General features: G+C 59.9%; 18 protein-coding genes. 7 read left to right on the forward strand and 11 right to left on the reverse strand.

What is annotated here, in order from left to right; all coding sequences use genetic code 11:
- Positions 1-92: 92 nt before the first annotated feature.
- From mnmE to rpmH, 5 genes are all read right to left on the reverse strand, one after another.
- A complete protein-coding gene (mnmE, locus tag DXT88_RS15475) occupies positions 93-1,499 on the reverse strand; it encodes a tRNA uridine-5-carboxymethylaminomethyl(34) synthesis GTPase MnmE (protein WP_265214783.1) in 1,407 nt (468 codons plus the stop codon).
- Positions 1,500-1,612: 113 nt separating this feature from the next.
- Positions 1,613-3,265 (reverse strand): membrane protein insertase YidC, encoded by a 1,653-nt coding sequence (gene yidC, locus DXT88_RS15480; RefSeq protein WP_265214785.1) that lies wholly within the window; start codon positions 3,263-3,265, stop codon positions 1,613-1,615.
- Between the two features lie 19 nt (positions 3,266-3,284).
- Positions 3,285-3,554, reverse strand: coding sequence for a membrane protein insertion efficiency factor YidD (gene yidD, locus DXT88_RS15485; RefSeq protein WP_083830972.1), 270 nt, complete (start codon positions 3,552-3,554; stop codon positions 3,285-3,287).
- A complete protein-coding gene (gene rnpA, locus DXT88_RS15490) occupies positions 3,554-3,964 on the reverse strand; it encodes a ribonuclease P protein component (protein WP_085944040.1) in 411 nt (136 codons plus the stop codon). The genes yidD and rnpA overlap by 1 nt, the downstream gene beginning before the upstream one ends.
- A gap of 31 nt (positions 3,965-3,995) precedes the next feature.
- Complete coding sequence (rpmH, locus tag DXT88_RS15495) at positions 3,996-4,130, reverse strand: 50S ribosomal protein L34 (protein ID WP_039784652.1); 135 nt, start codon at positions 4,128-4,130, stop codon at positions 3,996-3,998.
- 1,000 nt (positions 4,131-5,130) lie between these two features.
- On the opposite strand from rpmH, the gene DXT88_RS15500 reads away from it, so the two are divergent.
- From DXT88_RS15500 to DXT88_RS15515, 4 genes are all read left to right on the forward strand, one after another.
- Positions 5,131-7,053 carry a PrkA family serine protein kinase gene (locus tag DXT88_RS15500; RefSeq protein ID WP_016834908.1) on the forward strand — a complete coding sequence of 641 codons (1,923 nt, stop codon included), beginning with the start codon at positions 5,131-5,133 and terminating at the stop codon, positions 7,051-7,053.
- A gap of 81 nt (positions 7,054-7,134) precedes the next feature.
- Positions 7,135-8,400 (forward strand): YeaH/YhbH family protein, encoded by a 1,266-nt coding sequence (locus tag DXT88_RS15505; protein WP_029363597.1) that lies wholly within the window; start codon positions 7,135-7,137, stop codon positions 8,398-8,400.
- Positions 8,397-9,959, forward strand: coding sequence for a SpoVR family protein (locus DXT88_RS15510; protein WP_193365584.1), 1,563 nt, complete (start codon positions 8,397-8,399; stop codon positions 9,957-9,959). The genes DXT88_RS15505 and DXT88_RS15510 overlap by 4 nt, the downstream gene beginning before the upstream one ends.
- 128 nt (positions 9,960-10,087) lie before the next feature.
- Positions 10,088-10,702, forward strand: coding sequence for an LON peptidase substrate-binding domain-containing protein (locus tag DXT88_RS15515; protein WP_016834911.1), 615 nt, complete (start codon positions 10,088-10,090; stop codon positions 10,700-10,702).
- Positions 10,703-10,708: 6 nt separating this feature from the next.
- Here the strand turns inward: DXT88_RS15515 and DXT88_RS15520 are convergent, their stop codons facing one another.
- From DXT88_RS15520 to metH, 4 genes are all read right to left on the reverse strand, one after another.
- The gene (locus DXT88_RS15520) at positions 10,709-11,389 is read right to left on the reverse strand and encodes a MarC family protein (RefSeq protein ID WP_016834912.1); all 681 of its coding nucleotides are present in this window, start codon (positions 11,387-11,389) and stop codon (positions 10,709-10,711) included.
- Between the two features lie 105 nt (positions 11,390-11,494).
- The gene (locus tag DXT88_RS15525) at positions 11,495-12,676 is read right to left on the reverse strand and encodes an MFS transporter (RefSeq protein WP_321161119.1); all 1,182 of its coding nucleotides are present in this window, start codon (positions 12,674-12,676) and stop codon (positions 11,495-11,497) included.
- A gap of 341 nt (positions 12,677-13,017) precedes the next feature.
- Positions 13,018-13,293 carry a hypothetical protein gene (locus tag DXT88_RS15530; RefSeq protein WP_265214794.1) on the reverse strand — a complete coding sequence of 92 codons (276 nt, stop codon included), beginning with the start codon at positions 13,291-13,293 and terminating at the stop codon, positions 13,018-13,020.
- A gap of 54 nt (positions 13,294-13,347) precedes the next feature.
- Positions 13,348-17,094: a methionine synthase gene (gene metH, locus DXT88_RS15535; RefSeq protein ID WP_265214796.1), complete on the reverse strand. Its 3,747-nt coding sequence runs from the start codon at positions 17,092-17,094 to the stop codon at positions 13,348-13,350.
- A 194-nt stretch (positions 17,095-17,288) separates the two neighbouring features.
- Here metH and DXT88_RS15540 point away from each other — a divergent pair, with 194 nt between their 5' ends.
- From DXT88_RS15540 to DXT88_RS15550, 3 genes are all read left to right on the forward strand, one after another.
- Positions 17,289-17,903 (forward strand): phosphorylase family protein, encoded by a 615-nt coding sequence (locus tag DXT88_RS15540; protein ID WP_265214798.1) that lies wholly within the window; start codon positions 17,289-17,291, stop codon positions 17,901-17,903.
- 92 nt (positions 17,904-17,995) lie between these two features.
- Positions 17,996-18,607, forward strand: a complete 612-nt coding sequence (locus tag DXT88_RS15545) for a cysteine hydrolase family protein (RefSeq protein WP_265214801.1) — start codon at positions 17,996-17,998, stop codon at positions 18,605-18,607.
- Positions 18,608-18,631: 24 nt separating this feature from the next.
- Positions 18,632-19,084 (forward strand): cupin domain-containing protein, encoded by a 453-nt coding sequence (locus tag DXT88_RS15550; protein WP_265214803.1) that lies wholly within the window; start codon positions 18,632-18,634, stop codon positions 19,082-19,084.
- A 69-nt stretch (positions 19,085-19,153) separates the two neighbouring features.
- Here DXT88_RS15550 and DXT88_RS15555 read toward each other — a convergent pair whose 3' ends face one another.
- Positions 19,154-20,059, reverse strand: coding sequence for a LysR family transcriptional regulator (locus DXT88_RS15555; protein WP_265214805.1), 906 nt, complete (start codon positions 20,057-20,059; stop codon positions 19,154-19,156).
- 21 nt (positions 20,060-20,080) lie between these two features.
- A complete protein-coding gene (gene fmt, locus DXT88_RS15560; RefSeq protein ID WP_265214807.1) occupies positions 20,081-21,046 on the reverse strand; it encodes a methionyl-tRNA formyltransferase in 966 nt (321 codons plus the stop codon).
- Positions 21,047-21,052: the final 6 nt, after the last annotated feature.

The raw sequence follows: 21,052 nt of genomic DNA on the forward strand, positions 1-21,052 counted from the left end.
ACGCCCCCTTCCCTGCCCACCTATGGTTTTTACACCCTGTAACATCCGTTACAGGATTGTGTTTCACATACTTCCCGGCAGGTCGTCCAGCATCACTTCCCGATACAGAAGCGCGAGAAAATCACTCCCAGCAAATCGTCCGGCGTGAACTTGCCGGTGATGCTGCTCAAGCGCTCCTGCGCCAGCCGTAATTCTTCCGCAAACAAATCCAGAGACTTGTCGCTGGCCTGATTGTCGACCGAGGCGTGCATGGCGGCGCTTTCCAGATAGTCGCGCGCGGCCTTCAAGGCGATCAGATGACGTTCGCGCGCGAGGTAGCGCGATTCCACCGTTTGCTGCCAGCCGGCGATGCGCAGCAATTCGCCGCGCAGCAAGTCGATGCCGACCTGGTCGGTGGCCGACAGGTAAATGTGCGTGGCGTCCGACATCTTGTCGACCGCAGGCTTGTGGCCTGAACGATCGATCTTGTTCCAGATGCGGATGACCGGCACGCCGTCGGGGAAGCGCTCGGTGATCTTTTCGTCTTCCAGGGTCGGACCGCGATCGGCGTCGAGCATGTGCAGGATGACGTCGGCCTTGGCGACTTCGCCCCAAGTGCGTTCGATGCCGATGCGTTCGACTTCGTCGGGACCGCCGCCATCTTCTTCGGCTTCGCGGATGCCGGCAGTGTCGATGATGTTGAGCGGCATGCCTTCGATCTGGATGGTCTCGGTGACTTTGTCGCGCGTGGTGCCGGCGATCGGCGTGACGATGGCGACGTCGGAGCCGGCCAGCACATTGAGCAGCGACGACTTGCCGACGTTGGGCTTGCCGGCCAGGACGACGTTGAGGCCGTCGCGCAACAAGGCGCCTTGCGAGGCGTGCATGAAGACATCGTCGAGCGTGGCGCGGATCGCGGCGAGCTGGCCGCGGGCGTCGGATTGCTCGAGGAAGTCGATTTCTTCCTCCGGAAAATCCAGCGTCGCTTCGACCAGCATGCGCAGGTTGGTGACCTTGTTCACCAGATCGTGGATCACCTTGGAGAAGGCGCCCGACAGCGATTCGGAAGCTGACTTGGCGGCCGCTTCGGTCGACGCTTCGATCAGGTCGGCGACCGCCTCGGCCTGCGCCAGGTCGAGCTTGTCGTTGAGGAAGGCGCGCTGGGTGAACTCACCCGGCTCGGCCAGGCGCAGGCCGATGTCGACGCCCGCTTCCAGGCAGCGCGCCAGCAGCATTTGCATGACCACCGGGCCGCCGTGGCCTTGCAGCTCCAGCACGTCTTCGCCGGTGTAGGAATGCGGCGCCTTGAAGTAGATCGCCAGGCCCTGGTCGATCAGGCTGCCGTCGGCGCGTTTGAACGGCAGGTAGCTGGCGTGGCGTGGCGCCAGCGAGCTTTCATCCTTGCCGCAGATGGCCTGCACCACCGGCCACAGATTTTTGCCGGAAAGACGGACCACGCCGATGCCGCCGCGTCCGGGGGCGGTGGCGATCGCGGCGATGGGGGAAGTATCGAGAGTCATGATGCGCACTACTTTTCAAAAAATAGGAAAACAGGGACGAAAAAAAGCCCGTGAAAATCATGCCACGGGCTTTTTCGACTAACAAGTGCCTGACGGCGATAACAAGCAGGTCATCAAGCCTTGCCTGCCTGCAGCTTTCTGGTGATGACCCATTGCTGCGTGATCGACAGGACGTTGTTCACGACCCAGTACAGCACGAGGCCGGACGGGAAGAAGAAGAACATCACCGAGAACACGATAGGCATGAACATCATGACCTTGGCCTGGACCGGATCCGGAGGAGTCGGGTTGAGCTTGGTCTGGATGAACATCGACACCGCCATCAGCACCGGCAGGATGTAGAACGGGTCGGGCGCGGTCAGATCGTGGATCCAGCCCAGCCATGGCGCGCCGCGCATTTCCACGCTGGCCAGCAGCACCCAGTACAGCGAGATGAATACCGGGATCTGGATCACGATCGGCAGACAGCCGCCCAGCGGATTGATCTTCTCGGTCTTGTACAGCGACATCATTTCGCGGTTCATCGCTTGCGGATCGCCCTTGTGACGCTCGCGGATCGCGGTCATCTTCGGCGTGACGGCCTTCATCTTGGCCATGCTGCGATAGCTGGCGGCCGACAGCGGGAAGAACACCGCCTTGATCAGCATGGTCAGCAGGATGATGGTCCAGCCCCAGTTGCCGACATAGGCGTGGATGTGGATCATCAGCCAGAAGATCGGCTTGGCGATGATGGTCAGCCAGCCGTAGTCCTTGACCAGTTCCAGGCCAGGCGTGGTCTTTTCCAGCACGGACGATTCTTGCGGACCGGAGTACAGGCGCGCGTCCATGGTGACGCTGGCGCCCGGCGCAACTGTGCCCAGCGGCAGGATGTTGCCGACGGCGTACAGGTTGGTGCCGATCTTCTTGGTGAAGATGTCGCGCTGCGCTTTTTCAGGCGGAATGATGGCCGACACGAAATAGTGCTGCACCAGTGCGATCCAGCCGTTGTCGGCCTTGTTGGCGTGCTGTTCCTTGCCTTCTTCGATCTTCTCGAAGGTCAGCTTCTGGAATTTGTCGGCGTCGGTGTACACCGCAGGACCGGTAAAGGTGCTGTAGAAGTGCGACTCGCCGCCCGGCTTGTTGCCGTCGCGCACCAGTTGCAGGTACAGCGAAGGATTGATCGCCGCTGCGCTGTCGTTGGTGACGGTGTGCTTCAGGTCGATCGAGTAGTCGCCGCGCTTGAAGGTGTAGGTCTTGGTCAGCTTGACGCCGTTTTCCTGCGCTTCCAGCACCAGTTGGACTTCGTTGCCGTTGTCCAGCGCGCGTGCGCCCGGTTTGGCGGTGAAGATCGACTTGTGGGTCGGGAACGGACCGCCGATCAGGCCGGATTCAGCCAGATAGGTGTGGCCGGCGCTCGAATCGAACAGGACCAGGTTCTTGGTCGGGTCAACGGTGTCGCGGTGCTTCAGCAGCTCCAGACGCTTGAGTTCGCCGCCGACGGTATCGATGTCGGCCTTGACGACGTCGGTCGTGATGGTGATGGTCTCACCCTTGGCGGCAGGCAAGCCGCCTGCAACGTCGGCTGCGCCGGCAGTGGCGCCGGCGGCGCCGGCCGCTTGCGGCACCGGCGATTTGGACGGGTCAGCGCCGGCAGCAGCCGGAGTCGCCTCTTGGGTCGTCGCCGGGAAAAACATCGACGGCTTGCCGTTATGACGTTGCCAGCTATCCCAGAGCAGCAGCAGGGAAAACGAGAAGACAACCCACAGGACGGTACGTTTGATATCCATAAGAGTATTGACCAATAAATCAGGAGTGGCTGCGGCCGCCAGCGGCTACAGTGGGAGAGGAGGAATCTGATGCGGAGGACTCAGGTACCGGATCGAGTCCGCCGGGATGCCAGGGATGGCATTTGCACAGGCGTTTGCCGGCCAGGACGCTGCCCTTCCATGCTCCGTGGAGGCGGATGGCTTCGGCGGCATAGTCGGAACAGCTGGGATAAAAACGGCAATTCTGCCCGAGATAAGGGCTCACTCCCAGCTTGTAGGCACGTAACAGCAGGAGTAAAGGCGTTTTCATCACGTATTTTCCGGCTTCCTGGCAAACGCGTTCGCGTTCAGCAAAAATGCAAACAACTGTGACAACTCGTCGCGCAATTCCGCTTTGAGTCTGGCGTTGGTCGCCGGTCCGCTCTTGCTGTTGACCGGTTTCGACAAACGCACGATGCAATCCACCTGGGGCAATGCCAATGCCGTTTGCCGGAACAATTCGCGGGTGACGCGTTTGATCGTGTTCCGGGTGACCGCGCGCGGCGCCATGCGTTTGGCGGCGACGACACCCAGACGCGCTAGCGGCAAGTCGTTGTTGCGCGCGTACAGGACGAAATGGGCAGTCCGATACACCGGTCGCAAACGAAAAACGGATGAAAACTCATCCGTTTTAACGATTCGCTGATCGCGTGAGTAGAGATAGGAACGATCGCCTGTCACACAAACAGCAGTGCTCTGCGCCGGCTATGTATCAAGCAGCCAGACGCTTGCGGCCTTTTGCGCGGCGTGCGTTGATGACAGCGCGGCCACCACGGGTTGCCATACGGGCACGGAAACCATGGGTACGCTTGCGACGCACGACGGAAGGTTGGTAGGTACGTTTCATGTTGGACTCGCTTACTTAATCAATAATCGGCAAAAATACTTCGGAATCTCCGCGGAATTTCTGTTTTTCTGCGCATGCCTCTTCCTGTAGATCAGAGAGGCATTTGAGAGCCGAAACCGCAAGGCCACAGCACGAACGCAATTCAACGGATGGTGAACCCTGAATTAGACTGCATTTTTCACTTGTTTGTCAATGACTTATCTACTCCGTGCTTTCTCTGCAGATCGCTTGCGAACGCCCTCGGGACAGGGCCGGGAGGCCGTTTTCACTGTAAGTTCATCGAGACCATCTATCAAAAAAATCGTAAAGCTTGCTGGAAAGCTATCGAGTTAAGCGTTGCGAAGCGGTCACATGGTAAAAAAGCAACGTTTCAAGCGTGCAATTGAAAAAAATTCAGCGCCATTCGGTCCGATACCGCATTCGCTCCCATCCCCATCCTGTCCATGGGTATTCCCCGGCATCAAACTTGCATTGCCTCTTGCGACGGTTTGAAATGCCGAAAAATGCGCGCCGGACGATGTCCGCCAACCTCACCCGGCAAGCGCGCAAAGCCTGTCCCGATTCGCCTGCCAAGCGGCACGCCTGAATTACGTAACAAGGTCAACCGCGCATCACGCTCAACCATTTAACGAACAGGGGTACGGCAAAAAATGCGCCGCACAATTTCGACGCTTTTGCATATCGAAAAGCTGGCTCCGAAAACGGCGGTTGTTTTCGGATACGGGAAAATCATTTAGCAGTACGCTGGAACAAAAGCAGCACAATGACTTCAGAAAAAAAGGAATAGAATAAAAACGAAAATTTTGTTTTCCGGTCCAAGTTCAACAGCGTGCACGCATCGTCAGCGCACTGAAAAAAGCATTGAAAACTCCAATGCCGCGCAGCATGGTGAAACTGCTGAAACTGGTCAGGAGCCGATGCTCAGGAAATCGCGGTCGATAAATCTAAAAACATAACGCACGTATTCAATTTGTTGTCTCATTGAAGTTACGGAGGTGGTATGGATATCTACAGCAGCTTTGCGAGTCGCTTTGACAAAACCAGAGAAGAAGAATTTTCGCTTGAAGAGTATCTGAGTCTTTGCAAGAACGATCCGGCTGTGTACGCATCGGCCGCAGAACGCATGCTGATGGCGATTGGCGAGCCTGAGAAAGTCGACACGCGCGAAGATCCCCGTTTGTCGCGCTTGTTCGCCAACAAGGTGATCAAGGTCTACCCCGCCTTCAAGGAATTCTACGGCGCGGAAGAAGTCATCGAACAGGTGGTCGCCTATTTCCGCCATGCCTCGCAAGGTTTGGAAGAAAAGAAGCAGATCCTGTATCTGCTGGGCCCGGTCGGCGGCGGCAAGTCGTCCATCGCCGAACGCCTCAAACAGCTCATGGAGCACATCCCCTTCTATTCGATCAAAGGCTCGCCGGTCAATGAATCGCCGTTCGGCCTGTTCGATTACGAAGAAGACGGACAGATCCTCGAAGAGCAGTTCGGCATTCCGCGCCGCTATCTGAAATCCATCCTGAGCCCATGGGCCGTCAAGCGCCTGCATGAATTCAACGGCGACATCCGCCAGTTCCGCGTGGTCAAGCGCTATCCGTCGATCCTGCGCCAGATCGCGATTTCCAAGACCGAGCCGGGCGACGAAAACAACCAGGATATTTCCACGCTGGTCGGCAAGGTCGATATCCGCAAGCTCGAGCAATACTCGCAGGACGATGCCGACGCCTACAGCTACTCCGGCGGGCTGTGCCTGTCGAACCAGGGCTTGCTGGAGTTCGTCGAAATGTTCAAGGCGCCGATCAAGGTGCTGCATCCGCTGCTGACCGCGACCCAGGAAGGCAACTTCAAGGGCACCGAAGGCTTCGGCGCGATTCCGTTCGACGGCATCATCCTGGCCCACTCCAACGAGTCGGAGTGGAAGGCCTTCCGCAACAACAAGAACAACGAAGCGCTGCTTGATCGTATCTACATCGTCAAGGTGCCGTACTGCCTGCGCGTGTCGGAAGAAATCCGCATCTACGAAAAACTGCTGCGCACCTCGTCGCTGGCCAACGCCACCTGCGCACCGGGGACGCTGAAGATGATGGCGCAATTCTCCATCCTGACGCGTCTGGGCGAACCCGAAAACTCCAGCCTGATTTCCAAGATGCAGGTGTATGACGGCGAGAACCTGAAAGATACCGACCCCAAGGCCAAGTCATATCAGGAATACCGCGACTACGCCGGCGTTGACGAAGGCATGACCGGCATTTCGACGCGTTTTGCGTTCAAGATCCTGTCGCGCGTGTTCAACTTCGACACCACCGAAATCGCCGCCAATCCGGTGCATCTGATGTACATATTGGAGCAGCAGATCGAGCGCGAGCAGTTCCCGCCCGAGCAGGAGCAAAAGTACCTGTCCTTCGTCAAGGACACGCTGGCCTCGCGCTATGCGGAGTTCATCGGCAAGGAAATCCAGACCGCCTACCTGGAGTCGTATTCGGAATACGGCCAGAACGTGTTCGACCGCTACGTGACCTATGCCGACTTCTGGATCCAGGATCAGGAATTCCGTGACCACGACACGGGTGAAAGCTTCGACCGCGCCTCCCTGAACGCAGAACTGGAAAAGATCGAGAAGCCGGCCGGCATCAGCAATCCGAAGGATTTCCGCAACGAGATCGTCAACTTCGTGCTGCGTGCGCGCGTCAACAACGGCGGCAAGAATCCGCTGTGGACCAGCTACGAAAAGCTGCGCGTGGTGATCGAGAAGAAGATGTTTTCCAACACCGAGGATCTGCTGCCGGTGATTTCCTTCAACGCCAAGGGTTCGACCGAAGAAATGCAAAAGCACGAAGACTTCGTCAATCGCATGGTCAGCAAGGGCTACACGCCGAAGCAGGTGCGTTTGCTGTGCGAATGGTATTTGCGCGTACGCAAATCCTCTTGAACCAGGAACACGGGTTGCCGATGACAGAATGCGTCAACTGAAAGCAACCCGCCCGGCTGTACCATCAGCAGGAGAATGGATTTGCTCCACCAGATCATCGACCGCAGGCTAGCTGGCAAGAACAAGAGCATCGCCAACCGGGAGCGTTTCCTCAGGCGCTTCCGCAGCGATATCCGGCGTTCCGTTACCGAAGCGGTGCGGGATCGCAGTATCAAGGACATCGAGAGCTCCAAAAGCATCACCATTCCGCGCAAGGATATTTCCGAACCGGCCTTCCACCACGGCCGCGGCGGCAAGCGCGAGATCGTGCATCCCGGCAATCAGGATTATTTGCAGGGCGATCGCATCCCGCGCCGCAGCGGCGGCTCGGGCGACGGCGGCAGCACCGCCAGCAATGAAGGCGAGAGCCAGGACGAGTTCACCTTCGAATTGTCGCGCGAAGAATTCATGCAGTACTTCTTCGAAGACCTGGAACTGCCGCGCCTGATCCAGACCAACCTGATGTCGATCCCCAACTGGAAGAACATGCGCGCCGGTTATTCGGTCGACGGTTCGCCCGCCAACATCGACATCGTGCGTTCGCTGCGCAGCTCGCTGGGCCGGCGTATTGCGCTGGGCGGACCGCTGGTGGCCAAACTGCGCGAGCTGGAAGAACAGTTGTGCGCCCTGCAGAATGATCCCGGCGACAGGCGCTCGGAAATACTGCTGCTGGAAGAAGAAATCCATCATCTCAAGGGCCGCATCTGGCGCATCCCCTTCATCGACCCGTTCGACCTGCGCTACGTCAACCGCGTGCGCCAGCCGCAGCCGTCGAGCCGCGCCGTGATGTTTTGCGTGATGGACGTGTCGGGGTCGATGGACGAACAGCGCAAGGATTTGTCGAAACGCTTCTTCATCCTGTTGTATCTGTTCCTGATGCGCAATTACGAACACATCGAAGTGGTCTTCATCCGCCATCACACGCGCGCCGATGAAGTCGACGAGGAGACCTTCTTCCACTCGCAGGAAAGCGGCGGCACGGTGGTCTCCAGCGCGCTGGAACTGATGCAGGACATCATCAGGACGCGCTATCCGTCGAACGAATGGAACATCTACGGCGCCCAGGCTTCCGATGGCGACAACTGGAACGACGATTCGCCGAAATGCCGCAGCATCCTTGAGGAAGCGATTCTTCCGATGTGCCGTTACTTTGCCTATATCCAGGTGGCCGAGCCGGAGCAAAACCTGTGGACGGAATACACGCAGCTGCTGCACGAGCATCCGCACTTTGCGATGAAGAAGGTGCAGTCCTCGTCCGAGATCTATCCGGTCTTCCGCGAACTTTTTGAAAAGCAGGTCCATGCATGAATACGCGAATGAACACGCCGCCTGTGCCTCCGGCCGCGCCGACCAGACGTGATCCCCTGCCCTGCCCGTCCGACTGGAGCTTCGAGCTGATCGAGCGCTACAACGAGGAAATCGCCAAGGTGGCGGCAAGCTACAAGCTGGACATCTATCCGATCCAGCTCGAGATCATTTCTGCCGAGCAGATGATGGATGCCTATGCCTCCTCGGGCATGCCGGTCAACTATCGTCACTGGTCGTTCGGCAAGCATTTTCTCGCCACCGAGCGCGACTACAAGCGAGGCCAGATGGGTCTGGCGTACGAAATCGTGATCAATTCCAACCCCTGCATCGCGTATCTGATGGAAGAGAATACGATGACCATGCAGGCGCTGGTGGTGGCGCATGCGGCATATGGACACAACTCTTTTTTCAAGGGCAACTACCTGTTCCAGCTGTGGACCGACGCCAGTGCAATCATCGACTATCTGGTCTACGCCAAAGGTTACATCGCCGAATGCGAAGAACGCTACGGCTTCGATCGCGTGGAAGAACTGCTCGATTCCTGCCATGCGCTGATGAACTACGGCGTCGACCGTTATAAGCGCCCGCAGCGCATGTCGCTGGCGCAGGAACGCGCGCAACAGCGTGAGCGTGAAGCCTACGCGCAGTCTCAGGTCAATGAATTGTGGCGCACGTTGCCGGCGAAGAAGGAAACTACGGCGGCGCAGGTGGATGAACGCTTCCCATCGGAACCGCAGGAAAATCTTTTGTACTTTGCCGAGAAAAATGCGCCCCTGCTGGAATCGTGGGAACGCGAAGTCATCCGCATCGTGCGCAAGGTCGGTCAATATTTTTATCCGCAGCGGCAGACTCAGGTCATGAACGAAGGCTGGGCCACGTTCTGGCATTACACGCTGCTCAACACCATGTACGACCAGGGCAAGCTGACCGACAGCTTCATGATGGAATTCCTGCATTCGCACAGCAACGTGGTGTTCCAGCCGCCGATCACCAAGCCGTATTACAACGGCATCAATCCTTATGCACTGGGCTTTTCGATGATGAGCGACATTCGTCGCATCTGCGAAAATCCGACCGCCGAAGACAAGCAGTGGTTTCCCGACATGGCCGGCAGCAATTGGCTGGACACATTGCACTACGTGATGCGCAACTTCAAGGACGAGAGTTTTGTCGCGCAATACCTGTCGCCGAAACTGATGCGCGACATGCGCATGTTCGCCGTGCTCGACGACGAAAGCCGCAGCGAACTGGAAGTCTCGGCCATCCACAACGACAGCGGCTATCAATACGTGCGCCAGGCCTTGTCGCGGCAGTACGACATCAACCACCGCGAACCGAATATCCAGGTGTGGTCGGTCAACACGCGCGGCAACCGCAGCCTGACGCTGCGCCATTTCCGCAGCGACGGCCGTTCGCTGGGCGACAGCACCAATGAAGTCCTGCGCCACATGGCGCGGCTGTGGCAATTCGACGTCTACCTGGAAAGCGTCGACGACAATGGCTACATCGTGCAACGCTATGAATGCATCAGCGACAACCGCTACGTCCTGCGCACTTAGAGCGGCTAATAAAACGCCGCTGGCGGCGTTGCACCGCCTAGCCGTACATTCGTACTGTCGTCGGCGGCGCGCCTTGCCAGCGACGTTTTTTAGCCGCTCTCAGGAATCACAAAGTATCACCTGAACATATGGAAACCATCCCGCTTTTCCCGCTAGGCTCGGCGCTGTTTCCGGACGGACGGCTGCCATTGCAGATTTTCGAAGTCCGCTACCTGGACATGATCAACAAATGCATCGCCAACGGCACCTCATTCGGCGTGGTGGCGCTGACGGCCGGCAACGAAGTCCGCAAACCCGGCCTGGTCGAGAGCTTCGTGCCGGTCGGCACGCTGGCGCATATCAGGGAGTGGTCGGCGCCGGTGCAGGGCTTGCTGCGCATCTCTTGCAGCGGCACTTCGCGCTTTCGCATCGCTGCCAAGGAGCAGCTGAAGCACGGCTTGTGGATGGCGCAGGTGGAGCCGCTGGAAAACGATCAGAGCGTTGCGATTCCCGACGAGTTGCAGAATACCGTCACCGCGCTGATGAATTTGCTGGCGTCGCTGAAGAACCATTCCATTCCGGAAAGCGACATCCCCGTGGCGGCGCCCTATCGTCTCGACGATTGCGGCTGGGTCTCCAACCGCTGGAGCGAAATGCTGCCGATGAGCGTGGAGCAGAAGCAAGGCCTGCTGGCGCTCGACAACCCCGTACTGCGGCTGGAGCTGGTGCAGGACCTGCTCGGCGAGCGCGGCCTGCTCCATTGAAAATTTCTACGGCGGCAACATCCCCGTCTCCACCAGCAAGCCGGTGAATCCCGACCAGAAAATCTGGATGCCGATGCACAGCAGGATGAACGCCGACAAACGCAACACCACCATGGTGCCGAGACGGCCGAGCAGGCTGACGATCTTGTTGGCCGAGCGATAACACAGGTAAATCACCAGCACCGTCAACGCCGAGCCGAGCGCCGCGCTGCCGATCGACATAACCCAGTCCACCAGCCGCGCCGGCGTGTTCGCACCGAGCGTGATCGACGCCGCAATCGTGCCGGGACCGACGGTGAGCGGGAAGCTGATCGGATAGAAGCTGCGCGCCTTCAATTCCTCATTCGATTCGTCGTCGTAAGCCTTGGCCACTTGCTTGGGAATCGCCGCGTCGTTGCCGCCGTCGCTGAGCAATTTCCAACCCGACACCGCCACCAGGATGCCGCCGCCGATACGCACAATCGGCAGAGAAATGCCGAAGAACGCCAGCACGTGCGAGCCGATGAAAATCGCGCCCACCAGCAAGAACCAGCAATTGATCGCCACCTGGCGCGCCACGCGGTTTTCGATCTGGCGCGGCACGTCGCCCAGCAGGTTGGCGAATACCGGGGCGATGCCGAGCGGATTCAGGATAGGCAACAGCGTCACCGGGATCAGCAGCACGGCTTTGAGGAAAATGATCAGCATCTGGGGCCCAGGGAGCAAGGAAACCGCAGGCGGTCGCCTGCATTCCCCATAGCGTAATGCAGGAGCGCCGCCAAATCAAACCGGCGGTGCTCCCGGGCTTACGTGTCAGGCGCCGGCGGTCTGCAAACCGCTGCCGCTGCCGCTTTTGTTGCGCGAAGTGCGTCGGAGCAAGAACATGCAGATACTGAAATTGAGCAGGTTCCACAGGATGCCGTTGATGAAGGCGGCATGGTACGAACCGGTCAGGTCGAAGATCTGGCCCGACATCCAGCCGCCCAGCGCCATCCCAAGCATGGTGCACATGATGACGGCGCCGACCCGGCCGCCGGCTTCGGAAGCCGGGAAGTACTCGCGCACGATGATCGCGTAGGACGGCACGATGCCGCCCTGGAACAACCCGAACAAGGCCGAGATGACATAGAGCGACACCAGGCCGTCGAACGGCAGGAACAGCAACAAGGCAATCCCTTGCAGCATCGAACCCAGCAGCAAGGTGCGCAAGCCGCCGATGCGGTCGCAAATCAATCCGGAAATCAGCCGGCTCACCACGCCGCACGCCAGCATCAGCGACAGCATCTGCGCGCCGCGCGCGGCGCCGTAGCCGAGGTCGCCGCAATACGCGACGATATGCACCTGCGGCATCGCCATCGCCACGCAGCAGGCGATGCCGGCCACGCACAGCAACAGTTGCGCCTTGCCCATCGGCAGACCGAAGGGTCGCTCCGAGGTCAGGCTGACGCCGTTGCGCGCAGCCGCGGCAACCGCTACCGGCGGACGCCGGCGCATCAGCAACGCCAGCCCGCCCATGACGATGAAGCACACCACCCCGAGGCCGAAATAAGTCTGGCGCCAACCGACCGTATCGACAAAATGCTGCACGATCGGCGGCCAGATCGCACCGCCCAGATAGTTGCCGCTGGCGCACACCGCGACCGCGATGCCGCGCCGGCGCACGAACCATAGCGAGGTGTCGGCGATCAGCGGCGAAAATGTCGCCGAGCTGCCGCACAAACCGATCAGCAAGCCATGCGCGAGCGTGAAGACGATGATGTTGGGCGCCATGCCGGCCAGGATGAAACCGAGGCCCAGACACACTGCACCAACCAGCAACGGAATCATCACGCCGAACCGGTCGGCCAGCTTGCCCATCAGCATGCCGCCGATGCCGAAGCCGATCATCGACAAGGTATAAGGCATCGACGCCACGCCGCGTGCGACGCCGAATTCCGCCTGCACCGCGGGCAACACCACGGCGACCACATACATGCCGCTGGCGCCGATCACCATCAGCACCAGCGTGATCAGCAGGCGCACCACCGCATAGGATGAATCGGCGCCGAAGTTGTTGCCAGGATCTTTTTTGGGATCATCTTTGAAAGCGGAATGTACTGCAGGGGTGGAAGTCACGCGCGGGTTCTCCGTCTCGTTCAGAATATTGTTTTGTCTCCCGCTGTTGAATCGCGATGGCATGGTCAATGGAACAACACTATCGTCAATTTAACAGCGGAGGACAGCCTAACACGAGACGCGCCGGCATGCAGACGAGGTCAGAAAAGCAATACCGCAAAAGAAAACGGAGAGAATAATCTCTCCGTTTTCAAGCTGCCGAGGCACTCCAAAAGAGCGCATCAGACCAGGCGATAACCGCCTTTTTCCTTCTTCGCTGCGATCTTCCGGATCATCTGGAAGCCGGCATCCTGGTCGTTGACCACGGTCACGCGGCCGCCACCGCGCGCCTGAGGTTTGCCGGTCCAGCATTGCGTGACGATCCAGTCGCCCAGCAAATCCTGGGTCAGGTCGGCGACGAACAGCCGCGCCAACTCGGGCTGGTCAGTGAAGAAGTTCAGGCGCAGCGGCCCGGTGACGGGCAACATGTGGGTGACGTTGTCGGCGGAATCGATCATGGCGCGAGAAGAAACGAAATAAAAGTTGAACAAGAGAATAGGTAAAAACAGCCGTCAAGACAAGTTCGGCGCCAGCCAGCGCTCGACATCATCCTTGCTGACGCCGCGGCGCTCGGCCATGTCGGCGACCTGGTCGTCGCCGATCTTGCCGACCACGAAGTACTTGGAATCGGGGTGCGCAAAGTAGAAGCCCGACACCGACGCGCCCGGGAACATCGCGTACGACTCGGTGACCGTCATGCCGATTTCGTCGCATTGCATGACCCTGAAAGCCTCGGCCTTGACCGTGTGTTCCGGGCAGGCCGGATAACCTGCGGCGGGACGGATGCCGACGTATTTTTCCTTGATCAGCTCTTCGGTGCTCAGCGACTCCTGCGACGCGTAGCCCCACAGATCGGTACGCACGCGCTCATGAAGATATTCGGCGAAGGCTTCGGCCAGGCGATCGGCCAGGGCCTTCAGCATGATCGATGAATAGTCGTCGTGCGCGTCTTCAAAACGCTTCTCGTACTTCTCGATGCCGAGACCGGACGTGACCGCAAACATGCCGATATAGTCGGCAATGCCGGACGCCTTCGGCGCGATGAAATCGGCCAGGCACTGGTTAGGACGGGCAACGCCGTCAATCACCGGTTTCTCGGTCTGCTGGCGCACGCCGTAGTAAGTCAGCGCCACTTGCGTGCGCGTATCGTCGGTGTAGATCTCGATGTCGTCGTCGTTGACGGTGTTGGCCGGCAGCAGCGAGACGATGCCGTTGGCGGTGAGCCAGCGGCCGTCGATGACTTTCTTCAGCAAGGCCTGGGCTTCTTCGAATACTTTGCTCGCCGCTTCGCCGACCACTTCGTCTTTCAGAATGGCGGGATACGGACCGGCCAGATCCCAGGTCTGGAAGAACGGCCCCCAGTCGATGTATTTCGCCAGCGTCGCCAGGTCGACGTTCTTGAACACGCGGCGGCCGATGAACTTCGGTTTGACCGGTGCAAATTCCAGCTGCATCTTGTTGTCGCGCGCGGCGGCAATCGGGACCAGCGGCACGGCCTTCTTGTTGGCGTGCTGCTCGCGGATGCGTTCGTAATCGGTGGCGATGTCGGCGATGTACTGATCCTTCTGCTCCGGCGTCAGCAGCGATTGCGCCACCGAGACGGCACGCGAGGCATCCGGCACGTAGACCACAGGACCGGAATAATTCGGCGCGATCTTGACCGCGGTATGCGCACGCGAAGTCGTGGCGCCGCCGATCAGCAACGGCATCTTGACGCCGCTGAAATAGCTGTCGCGCTGCATTTCCTTGGCGACGTAGGCCATTTCTTCCAGCGACGGCGTGATCAGACCGGACAGGCCGATGATGTCGGCGTTCTCTTCCTTGGCCTTGGCCAGGATCTGCGAACACGGCACCATCACGCCCATGTTGACGACTTCAAAGTTGTTGCATTGCAGGACCACCGAGACGATGTTCTTGCCGATGTCATGGACGTCGCCCTTGACGGTGGCGATGACGATCTTGCCCTTGGGCTTGGCGACGATGCCGGTTTCCTGCTCGATCAGGCGCTTCTCTTCTTCGATGAAGGGAATCAGATGCGCCACTGCCTGCTTCATCACGCGCGCCGATTTCACCACCTGCGGCAGGAACATCTTGCCCTGGCCGAACAGGTCGCCGACCACGTTCATGCCGTCCATCAGCGGACCTTCGATGACGTGAATCGGGCGGCCGCCGCTCTTCAACAAATTCTGGCGCGCTTCTTCGGTGTCTTCCACGATCCATTGGGTGATGCCGAGCACCAGCGCGTGCGCGAGTCGCTTCTCGACCGGCTCGCTGCGCCATTCCAGCGTGGCTTCTTCCTTCTTGTCGCCGGCCTTCAGGGTCGCGGCGATGTCGATCATGCGCTCGGTGGCGTCCGGACGGCGGTTCAGCACCACGTCTTCGACAGCTTCGCGCAGTTCGGCCGGCAAGTCGTCATAGACGCCGATCATGCCGGCGTTGACGATGCCCATGGTCATGCCGGCCTTGACGGCGTGGTACAGGAACACGGTATGGATCGCTTCGCGCGCCGGGTCGTTGCCGCGGAAGCTGAAGCTGACGTTGGACACGCCGCCGCTGATCTTGGCGTACGGAAGATTTTGATGGATCCAGCGGGTCGCTTCGATGAAGTCGACGGCGTAGTTGTTGTGCTCTTCGATGCCGGTGGCGACGGCGAAGATGTTCGGATCGAAGATGATGTCTTCCGGCGGAAAGCCGACCTTGTCGACCAGCAGGCGATAGGCGCGCTCGCAGATTTCGATCTTGCGCTCGTAGGTGTCGGCCTGACCAACTTCATCGAAGGCCATGACGATCACGGCGGCACCGTAGCGGCGGCACAGCTTGGCCTCGTGCAGGAATTTCTCTTCGCCTTCCTTCATCGAAATCGAGTTGACGATGGACTTGCCCTGCACACATTTGAGGCCGGCTTCGATGACCGACCACTTGGACGAGTCGATCATGACCGGCACGCGCGCGATGTCGGGCTCGGAAGCGATCAGGTTGAGGAAGCGCGTCATGGCGGCGAGCGAATCGAGCATCGCTTCATCCATGTTGATGTCGATGATCTGGGCGCCGTTTTCAACTTGCTGGCGCGCTACCGCCAGCGCTTCGTCGTACTGCTCGTTGAGGATCAGGCGCGCAAAGGCCTTGGAGCCGGTGACGTTGGTGCGCTCGCCGACGTTCACGTACAGCGACTGGTCGTTGATGATGAAGGGTTCCAGTCCCGACAACAACATCTCGTGCTTGGCTTCCGGGACCTTGCGCGGCGCAATCGTGGCGACTGTGTCGGCGATGGCCTTGATGTGCGCTGGCGTCGTGCCGCAGCAACCGCCGGCGACATTGACGAAGCCGCTTTCAGCAAAATCTTTCAGCAGCGACGAAGTGACGTCAGGCGTCTCGTCGAAGCCGGTGTCGCTCATCGGATTAGGCAAACCCGCATTCGGGTAAATGCAGACGAAGGTGTCGGCAATCCTGGACAACTCCTCGGCATACGGACGCATCAGCGCAGCGCCCAGCGCGCAGTTCAGACCGACGGTCAGAGGACGCGCATGACGGATGGAATGCCAGAAGGCCGGTACGGTCTGGCCGGACAGGATGCGTCCTGAGGCATCGGTGACGGTGCCGGAAATCATGATCGGCAAACGCTTGCCAGACTCTTCGAAGAACACGTCGATCGCAAACAGCGCCGCCTTGCAATTGAGCGTGTCGAAGATGGTTTCCACCAGCAGTACGTCGGCGCCGCCTTCGACCAGCGCGCGCGTCTGTTCCAGATACGAAGCGACCAGTTGATCGAAGGTGACGTTGCGCGCTGCGGGGTCATTGACGTCGGGCGAGATCGATGCGGTCTTCGGCGTCGGGCCGAGCGCGCCGGCGACGAAGCGCGGCTTGTCGGGCGTCGAATACTTGTCGCAGGCCGCGCGCGCAAGCTTGGCCGACTGCACGTTCATCTCGTAGACCAGGTGCGCCATGTGATAGTCGTCCTGCGCCACGCCGGTGGCGCCGAAGGTGTTGGTCTCGACCAGGTCGGCGCCGGCGGCCAGGTATTGCTCGTGGATTTCCTGGATGATGTGCGGCTGGGTCAGGCTCAGCAACTCATTGTTGCCCTTGACGAACAACTCCTTGCCCGGCACGCTGAAGTCCTTGAAGCGCTCGCCGCGATAATCCTCTTCCGTCAGCTTGTACTGCTGGATCATGGTGCCCATGGCGCCGTCCAGAATCAGGATGCGCTGCGACATCAGGTCGCGCAACAACAGTTCGGTTTGGCACGGATCGTTTGGCTTCATGGCGAGAATCTTCATTGTGAAACAGTGTGGAATAATACGTGTGGAATAATGCAATCCGAATGCAGAAACCTGGTCACGCAACATGCCGGGTTCATCTTAATCGGTTAAGCCTTGAAATTATACGTGAAACGCCCGCCAACCCCTTGGCCAACCGCCGCACTTCCCTGGCAAATTACGGATATCGACGCCCCCCAATGACACAAAAAATCCTGGTGCTGACCGCCCTTGCCTCCGAACTCAACGTCGCTGCCGCTCCGGCCGGCGTGGACGTGATTTACACCGGGGTCGGCAAGGTCAACGCCGCCTCCACTGCCACAGCGGCGATTTTGCAGCACCGGCCGCAACTTGTGATCAATTTCGGTACGGCAGGCAAAATCAATCCGGACCTCGACGGCCTGCTCGACATCGCCAGCGTCATCCAGCGCGACATGCTTGCCATCCCGCTGGCCGTGCGCGGAGTGACGCCCTTGTCGGACGAACCCCATTCTTACGCATCAGGCCACGGCAATGCCTGCTGTGGCACTGGCGACAGCTTCGTCACTGCCGCCGATCCCTGGCTGATCGAACAGGGTGTGGATGTTGTCGATATGGAATTATTCGCCATCGTGCACGCCTGTCACCGATATGGCGTCTCCTGGCGCGCATTCAAGTTCATCACGGACGCTGCCGACGACAGCGCTGCCGACCACTGGAACGACAATGTGCATCGCGGCGCCGATCTGTTCTGGGAACGCTTGCGCGTGATACTGGCGGCACAGGTCTCTTCAGATGTCCTCGCCGCGTCTCGACATTCTTCGAATATGTGCTGATTCAGCACATATCTTGTGACGCAGCGCTACTGTTCGCGCTGCGCTCACCCGTCTACTCTTCGCCCTGTCGCTTATCAACCCAGGAGAAGAACATGTCGCACCCCACCATCCGCACCATCGCCGGCGCTGCTGCGCCGGTCGCGCTGCAAGCTGCCGGCACCGCGCTGCTGGTCATTGATTTTCAGAATGAATACTTCAGCGGCAAGATGCCGATCCCCGACGGCATGGCTGCGCTGAACAACGCCAAGCGTCTGATTGCCTTCGCCGATCGCCACAACATGCCCGTGTTCCACGTCCAGCACGTAACGCCATCCGGCACGCCGATCTTCGCAGTGGACGGCGATACCGTCGCCATCCACAAGGATATCCAGCCGGCCGCCCACCACCGCGTGGTGCAGAAAAGCTCGGTCAGCGTATTCCCGACCACCGATATCGATGCGCAACTGAAGGCCGCCGGCGTCAAGACGCTGATCATTTCCGGCCTCATGACGCATGCCTGCGTGGCCGGCGCTGCGCGCGACGCAGTTCCTGCCGGTTACGAAGTGATCGTGGCCGCTGACGCCTCGGCCACGCGCGATCTGGATGCACCTGGCGGTGGTGTTATTACGCATGACGTCCTGCATCGCGGCGCGCTGACGACCATCGCCGATACTTTCGGCGACGTGCTCGACACCAGCGCCATTCTCGAACTGCAAGTGCAGTAAATCTCTCACACTGAAAGAATCATCATGAAACATATCGCAAGCGCCTTGCTGTTACTGGCCGCAGCCGGCTCCAGCTTCGCAGGCAACAACGCCAAAGCCGGCAAGCCTGTCGCCCAGCCGCTGGTTTCCTTTCCGGCCGCCGATCTGAAGTGGCGTGAACTGCCCGGCACCGGCGGCATCAAGGTAGCCGACGTGCGCGGCAGCATTACCGGCAAGGGCGCATATGACGCCTTCGTGATTTTCCCGGCTGGCAAGGACAATCCTTATCACCTGCACACGCAGAACCTCCCGACCGTGGTCCTGAAAGGTACGTTCTACGCCGTCATTGACGGCAAGCGCATCGAGTATCCGGCCGGTTCGTTCTATAACCTGCCGGCCAGCATGCCGCATTACAGCGGTTGCACCAAGGGCGAGGACTGCCTGCTGTTCCAGTATCAGGCCGATCATTTCGACCTGGTGCCGGTCGAGAAAAAGTAATCCCGCTGCATGAATGAAGAAAAGGCTGCACCTTTGCGGGTGCAGCCTTTTTCTCGTCTGAGCGCCGTTCTACACAGGCCAGCGCGGCGTAGCGTAGTAGTCCGCCAGGAAATCAACGAAGGCGCGCACCTTGGGCGAGAGGTGATGGTTTCGCGGATACAGCACATACAAGTCGCGCGACTGCAGCCGGTATTCGGGCAGCACTTCGACCAGCTCGCCGCGCTTCAGGTCCTCGTGCACCACGAAGGTGGCCGATGCCGTGATACCCATACCGGCGCGCGCGGCGGCGCAGACGATCAGGCCGGTGTTGGCCTGGACGTTGCCGCTCAGACTGACCAGCTGCTCCCGGCCGTCGGGACCGGTGAACACGAGTTCGGTGGTTTGCAGCGCGAGCGAATACGCCAGGAAATTGTGTTGCTGCAAATCCTTCGGTTCGCGCGGCGTACCGTGCTTTTCCAGATAGGCGGGCGTCGCCACCAGCGCCATGTCGCTGACCGTCAGCCGCTTGGCCACCAGCGTCGAGTCGGGCAAAGAGCGCGTGATGCGCAAGCCAACGTCGAACTCTTCGCTGATGAGGTCGACAAAGCGGTCGTTGCAAACCACGTCGACTTTCAGTTCGGGATACGCCTGCATGAACTGCGGCAGCCAGTTGGGCATTTCCAGCGTGCCGAACACCATCGGCGCATTGATGCGCAGTACGCCGGCCGGCCGCGCATGATGATGCGAAACTACGCGTGCAGCGTCTTCCACCTGGTCGATGATGTCGATGCAGCGCTGGTAATAAAGCTGGCCGACCTCAGTCAGCGAAAAGCGCCGCGTGGTGCGGTTGAGCAACTGCGCGCCGAGCAACTCCTCAAGCTGGCGCACCTGGCGCGACACCACCGTGTGCGAAATGTCGAGCGCGTCGGCGGCGGCCGAGAATCCGCCGCTTTCCACCACGCGCCTGAAAATGCGCATTGCCGCCAATTGATCCATTGTCTCTCCGCAGAAACTGCGTTATCGGAACGTGCCGTCCGCCAGTGCAAAGCCTTTGAGAAATTCGGCCACCGGCAAACGCTTTGCACCCGGCTTTTGTAATTCCGTCACGTGCAGCATACCCTCGCCGCACGCCACCTTGACACCGTCATGCGCATTGGCGGTGAGTATGCTGCCGGGCGCGGCGCCCGTCTTTTCGGGGAGCGCCTGCGCCTGCCACAGCTTGACGGTGACATCACCCGCAGGTGTTGCAAATTGCGCCGAGGCGCCCGGGAAAGGATTGAATGCGCGGATTTTTCGCGCCAACACCGCGGCCGGCTGCGTAAAGTCCAGCGCAGCTTCTTCCTTGCCGACCTTGGCGGCGTAGTTGGCGCCTTCGTCCGGTTGCGGCGTGGCCGGCAACGCGCCGAGCTCAAGCTTGCGCACGGCCTCGACGATCATCTTGCCGCCCAGCGCCGCCAGCTTGTCGTGCAGGCTGGCGGTGGTGTCGTCGGCGGCGATCGGCAGCGATTCGATCAGCAGCATCGGCCCCGTGTCGAGGCCTTCTTCCATCTGCATGATGGTGATGCCGGTTTCGCTGTCGCCGGCTTCGATGGCGCGATGGATCGGCGCTGCGCCGCGCCAGCGCGGCAGCAGCGAAGCGTGGATATTGATGCAACCCAGGCGCGGAATGTCCAGCACGCTGCGCGGCAGGATCAGGCCGTAGGCGGCGACGATCATGAGGTCGTGCGGCGTGTTGCGCAGCAATTCGTGCGCCTCGCGTGCGACGTCCGGATATTTTCCGTCCAGGCGCAGCGACACCGGCTGCGCCACCGGCGTGCCGTGCGCCAGCGCACATTGCTTCACCGGCGAAGCATGCAACTGCATGCCGCGGCCCGCAGGACGATCGGGCTGAGTCAGCACCAGCGTGACGTCATGGCCTGCGGCATACAGCGCTTCCAGCGCGACGGCGGCGAATTCGGGGGTTCCGGCGTAGATGATTTTCATGGTCTT

The organism is Herbaspirillum lusitanum (assembly GCF_026127345.1).
Classification (GTDB): Bacteria; Pseudomonadota; Gammaproteobacteria; order Burkholderiales; family Burkholderiaceae_D; genus Herbaspirillum; species Herbaspirillum lusitanum.

Bases quoted from the DNA above. Each gene is read 5' to 3' on its own strand.
- DXT88_RS15530 (WP_265214794.1), bottom strand. From the start codon at position 13,293: ATGATCGATTCCGCCGACAACGTCACCCACATGTTGCCCGTCACCGGG.
- DXT88_RS15520 (WP_016834912.1), bottom strand. From the start codon at position 11,389: ATGCTGATCATTTTCCTCAAAGCCGTGCTGCTGATCCCGGTGACGCTG.
- DXT88_RS15510 (WP_193365584.1), top strand. From the start codon at position 8,397: ATGAATACGCGAATGAACACGCCGCCTGTGCCTCCGGCCGCGCCGACC.
- DXT88_RS15515 (WP_016834911.1), top strand. From the start codon at position 10,088: ATGGAAACCATCCCGCTTTTCCCGCTAGGCTCGGCGCTGTTTCCGGAC.
- DXT88_RS15545 (WP_265214801.1), top strand. From the start codon at position 17,996: ATGTCGCACCCCACCATCCGCACCATCGCCGGCGCTGCTGCGCCGGTC.
- DXT88_RS15540 (WP_265214798.1), top strand. From the start codon at position 17,289: ATGACACAAAAAATCCTGGTGCTGACCGCCCTTGCCTCCGAACTCAAC.
- metH (WP_265214796.1), bottom strand. From the start codon at position 17,094: ATGAAGCCAAACGATCCGTGCCAAACCGAACTGTTGTTGCGCGACCTG.
- yidC (WP_265214785.1), bottom strand. From the start codon at position 3,265: ATGGATATCAAACGTACCGTCCTGTGGGTTGTCTTCTCGTTTTCCCTG.
- DXT88_RS15500 (WP_016834908.1), top strand. From the start codon at position 5,131: ATGGATATCTACAGCAGCTTTGCGAGTCGCTTTGACAAAACCAGAGAA.
- rpmH (WP_039784652.1), bottom strand. From the start codon at position 4,130: ATGAAACGTACCTACCAACCTTCCGTCGTGCGTCGCAAGCGTACCCAT.
- fmt (WP_265214807.1), bottom strand. From the start codon at position 21,046: ATGAAAATCATCTACGCCGGAACCCCCGAATTCGCCGCCGTCGCGCTG.
- mnmE (WP_265214783.1), bottom strand. From the start codon at position 1,499: ATGACTCTCGATACTTCCCCCATCGCCGCGATCGCCACCGCCCCCGGA.
- yidD (WP_083830972.1), bottom strand. From the start codon at position 3,554: ATGAAAACGCCTTTACTCCTGCTGTTACGTGCCTACAAGCTGGGAGTG.
- DXT88_RS15525 (WP_321161119.1), bottom strand. From the start codon at position 12,676: ATGGTGATCGGCGCCAGCGGCATGTATGTGGTCGCCGTGGTGTTGCCC.
- DXT88_RS15550 (WP_265214803.1), top strand. From the start codon at position 18,632: ATGAAACATATCGCAAGCGCCTTGCTGTTACTGGCCGCAGCCGGCTCC.
- DXT88_RS15555 (WP_265214805.1), bottom strand. From the start codon at position 20,059: ATGGATCAATTGGCGGCAATGCGCATTTTCAGGCGCGTGGTGGAAAGC.